The organism is Pseudomonas kitaguniensis (assembly GCF_049199985.1).
Lineage (GTDB): Bacteria > Pseudomonadota > Gammaproteobacteria > Pseudomonadales > Pseudomonadaceae > Aquipseudomonas > Aquipseudomonas kitaguniensis.
Genome location: NZ_JBLZPT010000022.1, coordinates 52,728 through 67,324, shown reverse-complemented (window position 1 = coordinate 67,324; position 14,597 = coordinate 52,728). Strand labels below are relative to the sequence as shown.

Below are 14,597 nucleotides of genomic sequence, written 5' to 3'. Positions count from 1 at the left end.
TGGCTGGAAGCCTGTAGCCCGGGGCAGGTAGCCCAAGGCCACAGCGTCACAAGGGCTAGTCTTCCTTGCCCTTGTTGCGTACGGCGCGATGCAACTCACGGTTGGAGTCGCGCTCGCGTTCGGTATCACGCTTGTCGTATTCCTTTTTACCTTTGCCCAGTGCAATTTCGCACTTGACCAAGTGCTTGCTCCAGTACCAGGACAGGCAGATGCAGGCATAGCCTTTCTGCTGCACGGCCGCGGCGAGCTTTTCGAGTTCGCGCGCATTGAGCAATAACTTGCGCGTGCGCACCGGGTCGGCAATCACGTGGGTGCTCGCGGTAGTCAGCGGGGTAATATGACTGCCAAGCAGCCATGCCTCGCCATCTTTGAGCAATACGTAGCTGTCGACCAGTTGCAGCTTGCTGGCGCGCAGACTCTTTACTTCCCAGCCGGCCAGGACCAGACCAGCCTCGAAACGATGTTCGATGAAGTAATCGTGTCGCGCCTTTTTATTTTGCGCGATGGTCCCTGTGGGGTGTTTCTTTTGTTTAGCCATAGGGGCGGCATTATAGGGAGTTGCGAGCGTGTCGGCTACGGTCAACCTGCGTGCTTGAGCGTGTTGGATGAATCCCGGACAATACCGGCAGTTCTTTGGTTTTTTTCTCTCGCGGATGGGGCTGTTCTTTCGCGATGTTTGCCGCCCAGATGTGGAAATAACGCTCACATGACGACGCATATTCAACGTTCGGCCTTACTGCCTTATCCGGCGCAGGCGCTCTATGACCTGGTCAACGACGTGGCGCGTTACCCGGAATTTCTGCCTTGGTGCTCTACCGCCGAAGTGCTGGAGGGCGGTGATGAGCATATGGTTGCCAGTGTGGGGGTCGCCAAGGCGGGTCTCAGTCAGCACTTTGTAACGCGCAATATCCTGGTGCCTGGGCAATCGATTGAAATGAACCTGCAAGAAGGGCCGTTTACCCAGCTGCATGGGGTGTGGGTATTCAAGGCGCTGACGGACAAGGCCTGCAAGATAAGCCTGGACCTGTCGTTTGATTACGCCGGTCCGATTGTGCGGGCGACGTTGGGCCCTCTATTTAACCAGGCGGCCAATACGTTGGTGGATGCGTTTTGTCAGCGGGCCAAGCAGCTGCATGGTTGAGGTTGAGGTGGTGTACGCCGCCGAGGATCGTCAAGTCGTGTTGGCGCTGGCGGTGCCGCCGGGCACAAGCCTGAGGGCGGCCGCGCAGGCGTCGGGCATTGCCGAGCAATTTCCGCAATTGGTGTTGGCCGATTGCCCTTTGGGCATATTCGGCAAAGTGGTTGCGGACGCGGATGTGCGCGCTGTGCAGCCGGGGGATCGAATCGAGATTTACCGGCCTTTGCTGGTAGACCCTAAAGAAGTGCGCAGGCTACGCGCGGCCAAGGCGGCGATGGCCAAGCAACAAAACGCATAAGTCTGCCAATCTGCAGGCAACAAAAAGCCCGGCATGCCGGGCTTTTTATCGAGCGCCGCAAACTTACTGCGGGCTGGTGTCCAGAGGCTGTGGCGACGGCACCGGAACGGTTTGTACACCGTCGACGTCCTTCTGGATTTGATCCAGCAAGGAACCTGGCTTGGCCGGCACTTCGGACTTCTGCTGCTCGGTTTCCTGTACCGGCGCGGGCGCAGGTGCAGTTACGTTGCCGCCGTTATCCTTGCCCAGCAAGGCTTCATCACGGCTTACACCGGGCATGAAGTCACCGGACAGGCTGACAAGCTGGTCAGTGCCATTGAAAATGACGCTGACACGCTCCTGTTGGCGTTCACCGCCACCAGGCTGGATGCTGTAGAGATAATCCCAGCGATCGGCGTGGAAAGTGTCGGTCAGCAGGGGGTTACCCATGATAAACCGTACTTGCCGTCGGGTCATTCCGGGGCGTAACTGGTCTATCATATCCTGCGTGACGACATTGCCCTGCTGGATGTCGATTTTGTAAACCCCGGGGAATGAACAACCGGCGAGTGCGAGCAGTCCCACAAAGGTGAAACTGGTTAGCAAGAGCTTGGTGTTTTGCATCGGTGGGCGACTTCCACTATCTTGGCTGGGACAACGTAAACGCCGATCATACCCGTATTAAGAGAAGCTGCGAAGCAGCATCCGCGAGAAAGCTAACCATGGTTGAAAATAGCGAACTACGCAAAGCCGGTCTTAAAGTGACTCTGCCACGAGTCAAGATTCTACAAATGCTCGATTCTGCTGAGCAGCGCCACATGAGTGCCGAAGATGTTTACAAGGCGCTGATGGAGTCTAACGAGGACGTTGGCCTGGCCACGGTTTACCGTGTGCTGACCCAGTTTGAAGCCGCTGGGCTGGTGGTTCGCCATAATTTCGACGGCGGTCACGCGGTGTTCGAATTGGCGGACGGTGGTCATCACGACCACATGGTTGACCTGGATACCAATGAGGTTATCGAGTTCACCAGCCCGGAAATCGAGAAGCTTCAGAAGGCAATTGCCGAAGAGCATGGCTTCGATTTAGTCGATCATAATCTGGTGCTGTACATCCGTAAGAAAAAGTAAAAATGCTGCAGATTCGCTCTGCACAATGATCGAAGGCGACCTTTAGGTCGCCTTCGTGCTTTCTGTATAGAAGAAATTGTCGGCTTAAGCTTTCGCTGCAACGACCATTTTTTTCGCGTGGGCCAGGGACTCCTTGGTCAGGTCGATACCCCCCAGCATCCGCGCCACTTCTTCAACGCGCTCCGACTTGTTCAGCTTGGCCACGGCGGTGTGCGTGGCATCGCTGCCGCGCACCTTGTGAACGAACAGATGTTGATGCCCTTGGGCCGCCACCTGCGGCAAGTGGGTGACGGTAAGCACTTGCCCGCGATCACCCAGCCGGCGCAGCAACTGACCGACGATCTCTGCGGTTGGCCCGCCAATACCCACGTCCACCTCATCGAATACCAGTGTCGGTACACGAGACGTCTGCGCGGTAATCACCTGAATGGCCAGGCTGATCCGTGACAGCTCGCCACCCGACGCTACTTTCGCTAGCGCTTTGAGCGGCTGGCCAGGGTTGGCGCTGACCAGCAATTCCACCTGTTCCAGACCATGGGGTTGCAGCTCATTGCTGGTGTTGGCGTGCAGCTCGATAGTGAAGCGCCCGCCGGGCATGCCCAAGCGCTGAATTTCCAGCTCCACAGCGCCGGCAAGGCAGGTGGCCGCTTTCTGGCGCAGTTCGCTCAGTTCGCGGGCTTTTTCCTGGTAGTGCCGGGCAAAAGAGGCGAGTTCGTCGGCCAGCCGCTCGATGGATTCGTCGTTGGCATTAAGGGTTTCGATTTCATCCAGCAATTTTTGCTGCATCGTCGCCACTTCGGTGGGTTGGATGCGATGTTTGCGCGCCAGCGTGTAAATCGTGTCCAGGCGTTCTTCTATTTCCTGCAGGCGGGCCGGGTCGGCATCGAAGTGGTCGAGGAAGCGATTCAGCTCGCCCACGGCTTCTTCAACCTGGATCTGCGCGCTGGTCAGCAGCGTCGTAGCTTCGCTCAGCGAACCAGAAGAATTGTTCACGCTGGCCAGGCGATGCAGGCTGGCCGTCAGCGCGTTAAGCACGTTGCCCGAATCGCTCTCGCTGCATTGCTCTACCACTTGGCGGCAAATGCCCAGCAGGGTCTCGGCGTTGGTGAGGTTCTTGTGTTCCTGCTCCAACTGTTCCAGCTCGGTTTCACCGAGGCCGAGGCTTTCCAGCTCTTCAAGTTGATAGCTGAGCAATTGATGGCGAGCGCGCTGCTCGTCACCGGAATTCGAGAGCCGCTCCAGCTCTTGCCGGGTCTGGCGCCAGCGCTGGGCAGCCAGTTGCACCTGGCGGGCCAGATCGGTGGCGCCGGCATATTCATCGAGCAGGCGGCGATGGGTGTCGGTTTTCAGCAGGGACTGATGCTCATGCTGGCTGTGGATGTCGATCAGCAGTTCGCCCAGCGCTTTCAAGTCGCCAAGCGGGCAGGGCGTGCCGTTGATATAGCCGCGTGAACGCCCTTCCGCCGTGATGACTCGGCGCAGGATGCACGGGCCTTCATTATTAAGGTCGCGCTCGGCCAGCCAGGCTTCGGCCTCGGGAATGTCCGCCAGGTCAAAGGTGGCGAGAATATCGGCCTTGTCCGCACCGGGGCGCACCACGCCGCTGTCGGCGCGATCGCCGAGGGTCAGGCCCAGAGCGTCGAGCATGATCGACTTGCCGGCGCCGGTTTCGCCTGTGATTACGCTCATCCCGCGATCCAGTTCGAGATCCAGATGTTCAACGATGGCGTAGTTGTGTACAGACAGGTGCACGAGCATGGCGGCCGCTCCCAGGTGTTAGGTCTGGTTATTTATACAGTGTTTTGTTCTTAGCTGACAATCCTGGCGCTTAGCTCGATTTGCTTGAACGAGCGGGTTTGTTAGCGCAATAAAGAATGACCGGGCAGGAATTGACCCAAGACGGCAGAAAGACTTTTGGTAACGCCTGCGCCCTTGAACCTGGAAATTGTGGCCCCATATACCGGAACAGAAGCGCGAGTTGAGTTCGCGCATGATTTGAAAGGAGAGATCTATGGCTGACGAACAGACGCAGGATACGCAAACTCCGGACGCCAATTCGGCTGTCGGCGATGAGCTGGCGACCCGTGTGCAAGTGCTCGAAGAGCAATTGGCCGCTGCGCAGGATCAATCTTTGCGTGTTGCCGCCGATCTGCAGAACGTCCGTCGCCGTGCCGAGCAGGACGTCGAGAAAGCGCACAAATTCGCGCTGGAAAAATTCGCCTCCGACCTGCTGCCGATCATTGACAGCCTGGAACGTGGCCTTGAGTTGTCCAACGCGGATGACGAAAACATCCGCCCAATGCGTGAAGGGATCGAGCTGACCCTGAAAATGTTCCAGGACACCCTGAAGCGTTATCAGTTGGAAGCGATTGATCCGCAAGGCGGCGAACCGTTCAACGCTGAGCATCACCAGGCAATGGCGATGCAAGAAAGCCACGACCTGGAGCCCAACAGTGTTTTGAAGGTGTTCCAGAAGGGTTATCAGCTCAACGGTCGCTTGCTGCGCCCGGCAATGGTGGTAGTGAGCAAGGCTCCTGCACCTGTTGCACCTTCTATTGATGAGCAGGCTTGAAATCAGTCGTAACGGCCCCATCTATAAGTCAAGCGTTTAAGTGCTACCGCAGTTAGCCACCACTGCTGCGGCAACCAAATTCAAGTTTCGGGAGAGTAAAAACATGGGCAAAATTATCGGTATCGACCTGGGGACCACCAACTCCTGCGTCTCCGTTATGGAAAATGGCAAATCGAAAGTTATCGAGAACGCCGAAGGTGCACGCACCACCCCGTCCATCGTGGCTTACGCCAACGACGGCGAAATTCTGGTTGGCCAATCGGCCAAGCGTCAGGCTGTGACCAACCCGAATAACACCCTGTATGCGGTGAAGCGTCTGATCGGTCGCAAGTTCGACGAAGAAGTCGTGCAAAAAGACATCAAGATGGTCCCTTACAAAATCTCCAAGGCTGACAACGGTGACGCCTGGGTTGAAGTAAACGGCCAGAAAATGTCGCCGCCGCAAATCTCGGCTGAAATCTTGAAAAAGATGAAGAAGACCGCCGAAGACTACCTCGGTGAAGCAGTGACTGAAGCGGTGATTACCGTTCCTGCCTACTTCAACGACAGCCAGCGCCAGGCAACTAAAGACGCCGGCCGCATCGCGGGCCTGGACGTAAAACGTATCATCAACGAACCTACCGCAGCCGCGCTGGCTTACGGCATGGACAAGGCCAAGGGCGACCACACTGTGATCGTTTATGACCTGGGTGGCGGCACGTTCGACGTCTCGGTCATCGAGATCGCTGAAGTGGATGGCGAGCACCAGTTTGAAGTGTTGGCTACCAACGGTGACACCTTCCTGGGTGGCGAAGACTTCGACATTCGTCTGATCGACTACCTCGTTGACGAATTCAAGAAAGAAAGCGGCATGAACCTTAAGGGTGACCCGCTGGCCATGCAGCGCCTGAAAGAAGCCGCTGAAAAAGCCAAGATCGAGCTGTCGTCTGCTCAGTCGACCGACGTGAACCTGCCGTACATCACTGCAGACGCTACCGGTCCAAAGCACTTGAACGTGAAAATCTCGCGCGCCAAGCTGGAAGCGCTGGTTGAAGACCTGGTTCAACGCACCATCGAGCCTTGCCGCATTGCGCTGAAAGACTCCGGTATCGACGTTGGCGCGATCAACGACGTGATCCTGGTCGGCGGTCAGACCCGTATGCCACTGGTTCAGAAGTTGGTAACCGAGTTCTTCGGTAAAGAAGCGCGTAAAGACGTGAACCCGGACGAAGCGGTTGCCATGGGTGCTGCTATCCAGGGCGCTGTACTGGCCGGCGACGTTAAAGACGTGCTGCTGCTGGACGTCAGCCCGCTGACCCTGGGTATCGAAACCATGGGTGGCGTGATGACTGCGCTGATCGAGAAAAACACCACGATTCCTACCAAGAAATCTCAGGTGTTCTCGACCGCTGACGACAACCAAGGCGCTGTGACTATTCACGTGCTGCAAGGTGAGCGTAAGCAAGCAGGCCAGAACAAGTCCTTGGGCAAGTTCGACCTGGCTGAGATTCCACCAGCACCTCGTGGCGTGCCACAAATTGAAGTGACCTTCGACATCGACGCCAACGGCATTCTGCACGTAGGCGCCAAAGACAAGGCCACCGGCAAAACTCAGTCGATCGTGATCAAGGCCAACTCCGGCCTGTCCGAGGAAGAAATTCAGCAGATGATTCGTGATGCTGAAGCCAACTCCGAGGAAGACCGCAAGTTCGAAGAGCTGGCCGCTGCCCGTAACCAGGGTGACGCACTGGTGCACTCGACGCGCAAAATGATCGCTGATGCTGGCGACAAAGTGAGCGCTGAAGAGAAGGTTGCCATTGAGGCCGCCGTGGTCGCCCTGGAAGCCGCTGTTAAAGGCGACGACAAGGCTGCCATCGAGGCCAAGGTTGAGGAGCTGTCGAAAGTCTCCGCACCGGTCGCTCAAAAAATGTACGCCGAGCAAGGTCAGCCGGCAGACGGTGCTGCGCAACACGCAGAGCCTGAAGCCAAGCACGACGACGTTGTGGATGCCGAGTTCGAAGAAGTCAAAGACCAGAAGTAAGTTGGTCGCCCGGTTGACCGCTATCAAGCGGTGACTGGTAGGATGTCGCCGCGCGGGAGCTTGCTCCCGCGTTGGCGTGTCTGGGGTATGTGAATTTTTACAACATGCGACAGCGTTCGGATGTTGGCGGTGTGATCGGGAATGCTCCTGCTTCCCTGGCGACAGTCACCGCGTTTTTGGCCGGGTTGCTGGCTGAAAACAGTAATGACCAGGATCGTTGAATTGACGTGAGTTGGGTCCGGGCCTGTATTGGGGCTCAGCGAGTTTGGCCAGGCTCAGGAGGGCCTGGCTGAACGTCCTTAAGAGTGCAAAGACTTATGGCAAAGCGTGACTATTACGAAGTATTGGGTGTGGAGCGCGGCTCCAGCGAGGCGGACCTGAAAAAGGCCTACCGCCGTCTGGCGATGAAGCACCACCCGGACCGTAATCCGGATAGCAAAGAATCCGAAGATCTGTTCAAAGAGGCCAACGAGGCCTACGAATGCCTGAGTGATCCAAACAAGCGCGCGGCCTACGATCAGTATGGCCATGCTGGCGTTGACCCAAGCATGGGCGGCGGCGGTGCCGGTTTTGGCGGTCAGAACTTCTCCGATATTTTCGGTGATGTATTCAGCGACTTCTTCGGCGGTGGTCGGGGTGGTCAGCGTGGCGGTGCCCAGCGTGGCAGCGATTTGCGCTACACGCTGGAACTGAACCTGGAGGAGGCCGTACGCGGCACCACCGTCAACATTCGTGTGCCGACGCTGGTCAATTGCAAGCCGTGCGATGGTTCGGGTGCTAAAAAAGGTTCTGCGCCGATTACCTGCCCGACGTGCGGCGGTATCGGTCAGGTGCGTATGCAGCAGGGTTTTTTCTCCGTGCAGCAGACGTGCCCGCGTTGCCATGGCCAAGGCAAGATCATTTCCGATCCGTGCGACTCGTGCCACGGCGAAGGCCGTGTCGAAGAGTACAAAACGCTGTCGGTGAAAGTGCCTGCGGGTGTTGACACCGGTGATCGCATTCGCCTGTCGGGTGAAGGTGAGGCGGGCGTTCAGGGTGGGCCTACCGGCGACCTGTACGTGGTGATCAATGTGCGTGAGCACTCGATCTTCCAGCGCGATGGCAAGCACCTGTTCTGCGAAGTGCCGATCAGCTTTGTCGACGCCGCCTTGGGTGGTGAGTTGGATATTCCGACCCTTGATGGCCGGGTAAAACTCAAGATTCCCGAAGGTACGCAAACCGGCAAACAGTTCCGCATCCGTGGCAAAGGCGTTGCGCCGGTGCGGGGTGGCGGTGCGGGCGACTTGATGTGCCGTGTTGCGGTCGAAACACCGGTCAATCTGGGCCGTCGTCAGCGCGAACTGCTTGAAGAGTTCCGCAGCTCACTGGAAGGCGATGACTCCCATTCGCCGAAAACCACCGGCTTCTTCGACGGTGTAAAGCGCTTCTTTGGCGACCTGTAAGGACGTGAATATGCGACGTATAGCCGTAATGGGCGCTGCCGGGCGCATGGGCAAGGCGTTGGTCGAGGCGGTGCAGCAGCGCTCACCTGCCTCGGGGCTGACGGCGGCGATCGTCCGGCCAGGCAGCACGTTGATCGGTGCTGACGCCGGTGAGCTGGCCTCGCTGGGGCGCATCGGCGTTTCATTGTCGAGCAGCCTGGCGCAGGTGGCTGACGAATTTGACGTGCTGATCGATTTCACGCTGCCGGACGTGATGCTGAAAAACCTGGCGTTCTGCCGCAAGGCGGGCAAGGCCATGGTGATCGGCACCACGGGCTTGAATGCCGAGCAGAAACAGTTGCTGGTTGAGGCGGGCAAGGATATTCCGGTGGTGTTCGCGGCCAACTTCAGTGTCGGCGTGAACCTGTCCCTCAAGTTGCTGGATCTGGCGGCGCGGGTGTTGGGTGATGAGGCGGACATCGAAATCATCGAGACGCATCATCGGCACAAGATCGATGCGCCGTCGGGCACCGCGCTGCGCATGGGTGAGGCGATTGCCGATGCGTTAGGGCGTGACCTGTCGAAAGTCGCGGTGTATGGCCGTGAAGGTCATACCGGTGAACGTGCGCGTGACACCATTGGTTTTGCGACGGTGCGCGGTGGTGATGTGGTCGGCGACCACACGGTGTTGTTCGCCACTGAAGGCGAGCGCCTCGAGATCACACACAAGGCTTCCAGCCGCATGACGTTCGCCAAAGGTGCGGTGCGTGCCGCGCTGTGGTTGGAAGGCCGCACGCCGGGTCTGTATGACATGCGCGATGTGCTGGACCTGCACTAATCAGTAGCTAAAACAGGGCCTTGGGATTATCCTGAGGCCCCGTTTTTACCCGCTAAGCGATGTTCTGTCGCATTCCCCTGCCTTTAAGGCTCATTAGCGGTGGACCAAAAAAGCCTTTTTCTGTAAGCTACAGCTTTAGTGTGTCCACTAAAAGCGCGCAGAATAATTCAGTGAAGAAGCGGGGTGACGTGTCCATACGTCACTCCGCTTTTTTACAACCTGCGATCGCCCTTTCAGGCTTTATTTACGGGAGGTCTTCTTGACTAAGCCAGCCATACTCGCCCTTGCTGATGGCAGCATTTTTCGCGGCGAAGCCATTGGAGCCGACGGTCAAACCGTTGGAGAGGTGGTGTTTAACACCGCCATGACCGGCTATCAGGAAATCCTTACCGATCCTTCCTACGCCCAACAGATTGTTACCCTGACCTATCCGCACATCGGCAACACCGGTACTACACCGGAAGACGTCGAGTCTGATCGTGTCTGGTCGGCCGGTCTGGTCATTCGCGACCTGCCACTGGTTGCGAGCAACTGGCGTAACACGATGTCGCTGTCCGATTACCTGAAAGCCAACAATGTGGTGGCAATCGCCGGTATCGATACGCGCCGCCTGACACGCATCCTGCGTGAAAAAGGCTCGCAGAACGGCTGCATCATGGCGGGTGACAATATTTCCGAAGAAGCGGCGATTGCCGCAGCGCAAGGTTTTCCTGGCCTGAAAGGCATGGACTTGGCGAAAGTTGTCAGCACCCAAGAGCAGTACGAGTGGCGCTCCACTGTCTGGGACTTGAAGACCGACAGCCACGCAACCATCGAGGCCGCTGACTTGCCGTACCATGTCGTGGCCTACGACTACGGCATCAAGTACAACATCCTGCGCATGCTGGTTGAACGTGGTTGCCGCGTGACCGTGGTGCCGGCGCAAACCCCGGCCAGCGACGTACTGGCCATGCAGCCGGACGGTGTGTTCCTGTCCAACGGCCCGGGTGACCCTGAGCCTTGCGACTACGCCATCACGGCGATCAAGGCAGTGCTGGAGACCGAGATTCCGGTGTTCGGTATTTGCCTGGGTCACCAGTTGTTGGCCCTGGCCTCCGGCGCCAAGACCCTGAAAATGGGGCACGGCCACCACGGCGCCAATCACCCTGTGCAAGACCTGGACACCGGCGTTGTGATGATCACCAGCCAGAACCACGGTTTTGCGGTAGATGAAGCGACCTTGCCGGCGAACGTCCGCGCCATTCACAAGTCGCTGTTCGACGGTTCCCTGCAAGGCATCGAGCGCACCGACAAGAGCGCGTTCAGCTTCCAGGGCCACCCTGAAGCAAGCCCTGGCCCGAACGACGTAGCGCCGCTGTTCGACCGGTTCATCAATGAGATGGCCAAGCGACGCTAACTGAGTGGCCTGAGGGTGGCCCGGGAAACCGGTGGCCCCCTCAGGCTTTTCAAGGATTGTTCAAGACGGCTTGCCGACTGACCTGCGGATTTGAGTGACAAACCCATGCCAAAACGTACAGACATAAAAAGCATCCTGATTCTCGGCGCTGGCCCGATTGTTATCGGCCAGGCCTGTGAATTCGACTACTCCGGCGCCCAGGCCTGTAAAGCCCTGCGCGAAGAGGGCTACCGCGTTATCCTGGTGAACTCCAACCCGGCCACCATCATGACCGACCCGGACATGGCCGACGCCACCTACATCGAGCCGATCAAGTGGCAGACGGTTGCCAAGATCATCGAGAAGGAGCGCCCGGACGCGCTGCTGCCAACCATGGGCGGCCAGACTGCACTGAACTGCGCCCTCGACCTGGAGCGCGAAGGCGTTCTGGAGAAGTTCGGCGTAGAGATGATCGGCGCGAATGCCGACACCATCGACAAGGCTGAAGACCGTTCGCGTTTCGACAAGGCCATGAAGTCCATCGGCCTTGACTGCCCGCGCTCCGGTATCGCCCACAGCATGGACGAGGCCAACGCGGTTCTCGAAAAGCTCGGCTTTCCGTGCATCATTCGTCCGTCCTTCACCATGGGCGGCACCGGTGGCGGTATTGCTTACAACCGTGAAGAGTTCGAAGAAATCTGCGCGCGTGGTCTGGACCTGTCGCCGACCAAAGAGCTGCTGATCGACGAATCCCTGATCGGCTGGAAAGAGTACGAGATGGAGGTTGTCCGCGATAAGAAGGACAACTGCATCATCGTCTGCTCCATCGAAAACTTCGACCCGATGGGCGTGCACACCGGTGACTCGATCACCGTTGCTCCGGCGCAAACCCTGACGGACAAGGAATACCAGATCATGCGTAACGCCTCGTTGGCGGTACTGCGTGAGATCGGCGTTGAAACCGGCGGCTCCAACGTTCAGTTCGGCATCTGCCCGGACACTGGTCGTATGGTTGTGATCGAGATGAATCCGCGTGTATCGCGTTCTTCGGCGCTGGCATCGAAAGCTACCGGCTTCCCGATTGCGCGTATCGCGGCCAAGCTGGCGATCGGTTACACCTTGGACGAGCTGCAAAACGAAATCACTGGCGGCGCTACGCCAGCGTCGTTCGAGCCGTCTATCGACTACGTCGTGACCAAGCTGCCACGCTTTGCTTTCGAAAAATTCCCGAAAGCCGATGCGCGCCTGACCACTCAGATGAAGTCGGTGGGTGAAGTCATGGCCATCGGCCGGACCTTCCAGGAATCCCTGCAGAAAGCCCTGCGTGGCCTGGAAGTGGGCGTTTGCGGTCTGGACGAGAAGCTCGACCTGAGCAACCCGGAAAGCATGAGCGTGCTCAAGCGCGAGCTGACCGTGCCGGGCGCCGAGCGCATCTGGTACGTCGCTGACGCCTTCCGCGCGGGCATGACTGTCGAAGACATCTTCGGCATGAACATGATTGACCCTTGGTTCCTGGTGCAGATCGAAGACCTGATCAAGGAAGAAGAGAAGGTCAAGACCCTCGGCCTGTCGTCTATCGACCGCGACCTGATGTTCCGCCTCAAGCGCAAAGGTTTCTCCGATATGCGCCTGGCCAAGCTGCTGGGTGTGACCGAGAAAAACCTGCGCACGCATCGCCACAAGCTGGATATTTTCCCGGTCTACAAGCGCGTTGACACCTGCGCCGCCGAGTTCGCCACCGACACTGCGTACATGTACTCCACTTACGAGGAAGAGTGCGAAGCCGCGCCGTCGGGCCGCGACAAGATCATGATCCTGGGTGGCGGGCCAAACCGTATCGGCCAAGGCATCGAGTTCGATTACTGCTGCGTACATGCCGCCCTCGCGCTGCGCGAAGACGGGTACGAGACCATCATGGTCAACTGCAACCCGGAAACCGTTTCCACCGACTACGACACTTCCGACCGTCTGTACTTCGAGCCGGTAACCCTGGAAGACGTGCTGGAAATCTGCCGCGTCGAGAAGCCAAAAGGCGTGATCGTGCAGTACGGCGGCCAAACTCCGCTGAAACTGGCTCGCGCACTGGAAGCCGCCGGCGTGCCGATCATCGGCACCAGCCCGGATGCCATCGACCGTGCCGAAGACCGTGAGCGCTTCCAGCAAATGGTTGAGCGCCTGAACCTGCGTCAGCCGCCTAACGCCACCGTGCGCAGCGAAGACGAAGCTATCCGCGCGGCCAGCAAGATCGGCTACCCGCTTGTGGTGCGTCCGTCCTACGTATTGGGCGGCCGTGCGATGGAAATCGTCTACGAAGAAGATGAACTCAAGCGCTACCTGCGTGATGCGGTAAAAGTGTCCAACGACAGCCCGGTGCTGCTCGACCACTTCCTCAATTGCGCCATCGAGATGGACGTGGACGCGGTTTGCGACGGCACTGACGTGGTGATCGGCGCGATCATGCAGCACATCGAACAGGCGGGCGTTCACTCCGGTGACTCCGCCTGCTCGCTGCCGCCTTACTCGCTGCCGGCGCACATCCAGGACGAGATGCGCGAACAGGTCAAGAAAATGGCCCTGGAGCTGGGCGTGGTCGGCCTGATGAACGTTCAGTTGGCGCTGCAAGGCGAAGACATCTACGTCATCGAAGTCAACCCGCGCGCTTCGCGTACCGTACCATTTGTTTCCAAGTGCATCGGTGTGTCCCTGGCGATGATCGCTGCCCGTGTGATGGCCGGTAAGACCCTGAAGGAAATCGGTTTCACCAAAGAAATCATCCCGAACTTCTACAGCGTGAAAGAGGCGGTGTTCCCATTCGCCAAATTCCCTGGCGTGGACCCGATCCTGGGCCCAGAGATGAAGTCCACCGGTGAAGTGATGGGTGTTGGCGATACCTTCGGTGAAGCGTTCGCCAAAGCCCAGATGGGTGCCAGCGAAGTGCTGCCGACCGGTGGTACTGCGTTTATCAGCGTGCGTGATGACGACAAACCACTGGTTGCAGGTGTGGCGCGTGATCTGATCAACTTGGGCTTTGAAGTCGTGGCCACCGCCGGGACAGCCAAGGTGATCGAAGCTGCCGGCCTGAAAGTGCGCCGCGTTAACAAGGTGACGGAAGGCCGTCCGCACGTGGTCGACATGATCAAAAATGACGAAGTCACGCTGATCATCAACACCACCGAAGGTCGTCAGTCGATCGCGGACTCGTACTCCATTCGTCGTAATGCCTTGCAGCACAAGATCTACTGCACCACGACTATTGCTGCTGGCGAAGCCATCTGCGAAGCGCTCAAGTTCGGTCCGGAAAAGACCGTGCGTCGCTTGCAGGATCTACACGCAGGATTGAAGGCATGATCAAATACCCAATGACCGTCCAGGGCGCCAAAGCCCTGGAAGAGGAGCACGCCCACCTGACCAAGGTCGTCCGTCCGAAGCTGAGCCAGGACATCGGTACGGCCCGCGAGCTGGGCGACCTGAAGGAAAACGCCGAATACCACGCTGCTCGCGAGCAGCAGGGTATGGTTGAGGCGCGCATCCGTGACATCGAAGGCCGTATGCAGAATGCGGTGATCATTGACGTCACCACCATCCCGAAGACCGGCAAAGTGATTTTCGGCACCACGGTGGAAATCGCCAACGTCGAGACTGACGAGCGCGTTGTTTACCACATCGTGGGTGAAGACGAAGCTGACTTCAAACTTGGCAAGATCTCTGTGGGCTCACCGCTCGCGCGTGCCTTGATTGCCAAGGAAGAGGGTGATGTGGTGGCTGTGAAAACCCCTGGTGGCGTAATCGAGTACGAGATTGTTGAAGTTCGTCACCTCTGAAAGACGGC

13 protein-coding genes are annotated in these 14,597 nt (G+C 58.2%); 10 read left to right on the top strand and 3 right to left on the bottom strand.

Annotated features, from left to right (window positions below):
* Nucleotides 1-55: 55 nt before the first annotated feature.
* Nucleotides 56-538 carry an SsrA-binding protein SmpB gene (gene smpB / locus ACOZK9_RS22215; RefSeq protein WP_003235073.1) on the bottom strand — a complete coding sequence of 161 codons (483 nt, stop codon included), beginning with the start codon at nt 536-538 and terminating at the stop codon, nt 56-58.
* A 168-nt stretch (nt 539-706) separates the two neighbouring features.
* Here smpB and ACOZK9_RS22210 point away from each other — a divergent pair, with 168 nt between their 5' ends.
* Together ACOZK9_RS22210 and ACOZK9_RS22205 are read left to right on the top strand one after the other, a co-directional pair.
* Nucleotides 707-1,141 carry a type II toxin-antitoxin system RatA family toxin gene (locus ACOZK9_RS22210; RefSeq protein WP_058412565.1) on the top strand — a complete coding sequence of 145 codons (435 nt, stop codon included), beginning with the start codon at nt 707-709 and terminating at the stop codon, nt 1,139-1,141.
* Nucleotides 1,134-1,436, top strand: a complete 303-nt coding sequence (locus ACOZK9_RS22205) for an RnfH family protein (protein WP_122250216.1) — start codon at nt 1,134-1,136, stop codon at nt 1,434-1,436. The genes ACOZK9_RS22210 and ACOZK9_RS22205 overlap by 8 nt, the downstream gene beginning before the upstream one ends.
* Before the next feature lie 63 nt (nt 1,437-1,499).
* Here ACOZK9_RS22205 and ACOZK9_RS22200 read toward each other — a convergent pair whose 3' ends face one another.
* Nucleotides 1,500-2,039, bottom strand: coding sequence for an outer membrane protein assembly factor BamE (locus tag ACOZK9_RS22200; protein ID WP_122250215.1), 540 nt, complete (start codon nt 2,037-2,039; stop codon nt 1,500-1,502).
* Nucleotides 2,040-2,137: 98 nt separating this feature from the next.
* On the opposite strand from ACOZK9_RS22200, the gene fur reads away from it, so the two are divergent.
* Nucleotides 2,138-2,542 carry a ferric iron uptake transcriptional regulator gene (gene fur, locus ACOZK9_RS22195; protein WP_024077449.1) on the top strand — a complete coding sequence of 135 codons (405 nt, stop codon included), beginning with the start codon at nt 2,138-2,140 and terminating at the stop codon, nt 2,540-2,542.
* A gap of 84 nt (nt 2,543-2,626) precedes the next feature.
* Here fur and recN read toward each other — a convergent pair whose 3' ends face one another.
* Nucleotides 2,627-4,300, bottom strand: a complete 1,674-nt coding sequence (gene recN, locus ACOZK9_RS22190) for a DNA repair protein RecN (RefSeq protein ID WP_421556571.1) — start codon at nt 4,298-4,300, stop codon at nt 2,627-2,629.
* Nucleotides 4,301-4,553: 253 nt separating this feature from the next.
* Between recN and grpE the strand changes: the two genes are divergently transcribed.
* The 7 genes from grpE (at nt 4,554) to greA (ending at nt 14,589) form a co-directional block, all read left to right on the top strand.
* Nucleotides 4,554-5,114 carry a nucleotide exchange factor GrpE gene (grpE, locus tag ACOZK9_RS22185; RefSeq protein ID WP_058412561.1) on the top strand — a complete coding sequence of 187 codons (561 nt, stop codon included), beginning with the start codon at nt 4,554-4,556 and terminating at the stop codon, nt 5,112-5,114.
* A gap of 103 nt (nt 5,115-5,217) precedes the next feature.
* Nucleotides 5,218-7,134 (top strand): molecular chaperone DnaK, encoded by a 1,917-nt coding sequence (gene dnaK, locus ACOZK9_RS22180; RefSeq protein WP_058412560.1) that lies wholly within the window; start codon nt 5,218-5,220, stop codon nt 7,132-7,134.
* Between the two features lie 317 nt (nt 7,135-7,451).
* Nucleotides 7,452-8,576: a molecular chaperone DnaJ gene (gene dnaJ, locus ACOZK9_RS22175; protein ID WP_058412559.1), complete on the top strand. Its 1,125-nt coding sequence runs from the start codon at nt 7,452-7,454 to the stop codon at nt 8,574-8,576.
* 10 nt (nt 8,577-8,586) lie between these two features.
* Nucleotides 8,587-9,393 carry a 4-hydroxy-tetrahydrodipicolinate reductase gene (gene dapB / locus ACOZK9_RS22170; protein ID WP_058412558.1) on the top strand — a complete coding sequence of 269 codons (807 nt, stop codon included), beginning with the start codon at nt 8,587-8,589 and terminating at the stop codon, nt 9,391-9,393.
* Between the two features lie 259 nt (nt 9,394-9,652).
* Complete coding sequence (gene carA / locus ACOZK9_RS22165) at nt 9,653-10,789, top strand: glutamine-hydrolyzing carbamoyl-phosphate synthase small subunit (RefSeq protein ID WP_058412557.1); 1,137 nt, start codon at nt 9,653-9,655, stop codon at nt 10,787-10,789.
* A gap of 105 nt (nt 10,790-10,894) precedes the next feature.
* Complete coding sequence (gene carB, locus ACOZK9_RS22160; protein ID WP_058412556.1) at nt 10,895-14,116, top strand: carbamoyl-phosphate synthase large subunit; 3,222 nt, start codon at nt 10,895-10,897, stop codon at nt 14,114-14,116.
* A complete protein-coding gene (gene greA, locus ACOZK9_RS22155) occupies nt 14,113-14,589 on the top strand; it encodes a transcription elongation factor GreA (protein WP_058412555.1) in 477 nt (158 codons plus the stop codon). The genes carB and greA overlap by 4 nt, the downstream gene beginning before the upstream one ends.
* Nucleotides 14,590-14,597 lie beyond the last annotated feature (8 nt).

Bases quoted from the DNA above. Each gene is read 5' to 3' on its own strand.
- smpB (WP_003235073.1), bottom strand. From the start codon at position 538: ATGGCTAAACAAAAGAAACACCCCACAGGGACCATCGCGCAAAATAAA.
- ACOZK9_RS22210 (WP_058412565.1), top strand. From the start codon at position 707: ATGACGACGCATATTCAACGTTCGGCCTTACTGCCTTATCCGGCGCAG.
- ACOZK9_RS22205 (WP_122250216.1), top strand. From the start codon at position 1,134: ATGGTTGAGGTTGAGGTGGTGTACGCCGCCGAGGATCGTCAAGTCGTG.
- ACOZK9_RS22200 (WP_122250215.1), bottom strand. From the start codon at position 2,039: ATGCAAAACACCAAGCTCTTGCTAACCAGTTTCACCTTTGTGGGACTG.
- fur (WP_024077449.1), top strand. From the start codon at position 2,138: ATGGTTGAAAATAGCGAACTACGCAAAGCCGGTCTTAAAGTGACTCTG.
- recN (WP_421556571.1), bottom strand. From the start codon at position 4,300: ATGCTCGTGCACCTGTCTGTACACAACTACGCCATCGTTGAACATCTG.
- grpE (WP_058412561.1), top strand. From the start codon at position 4,554: ATGGCTGACGAACAGACGCAGGATACGCAAACTCCGGACGCCAATTCG.
- dnaK (WP_058412560.1), top strand. From the start codon at position 5,218: ATGGGCAAAATTATCGGTATCGACCTGGGGACCACCAACTCCTGCGTC.
- dnaJ (WP_058412559.1), top strand. From the start codon at position 7,452: ATGGCAAAGCGTGACTATTACGAAGTATTGGGTGTGGAGCGCGGCTCC.
- dapB (WP_058412558.1), top strand. From the start codon at position 8,587: ATGCGACGTATAGCCGTAATGGGCGCTGCCGGGCGCATGGGCAAGGCG.
- carB (WP_058412556.1), top strand. From the start codon at position 10,895: ATGCCAAAACGTACAGACATAAAAAGCATCCTGATTCTCGGCGCTGGC.
- greA (WP_058412555.1), top strand. From the start codon at position 14,113: ATGATCAAATACCCAATGACCGTCCAGGGCGCCAAAGCCCTGGAAGAG.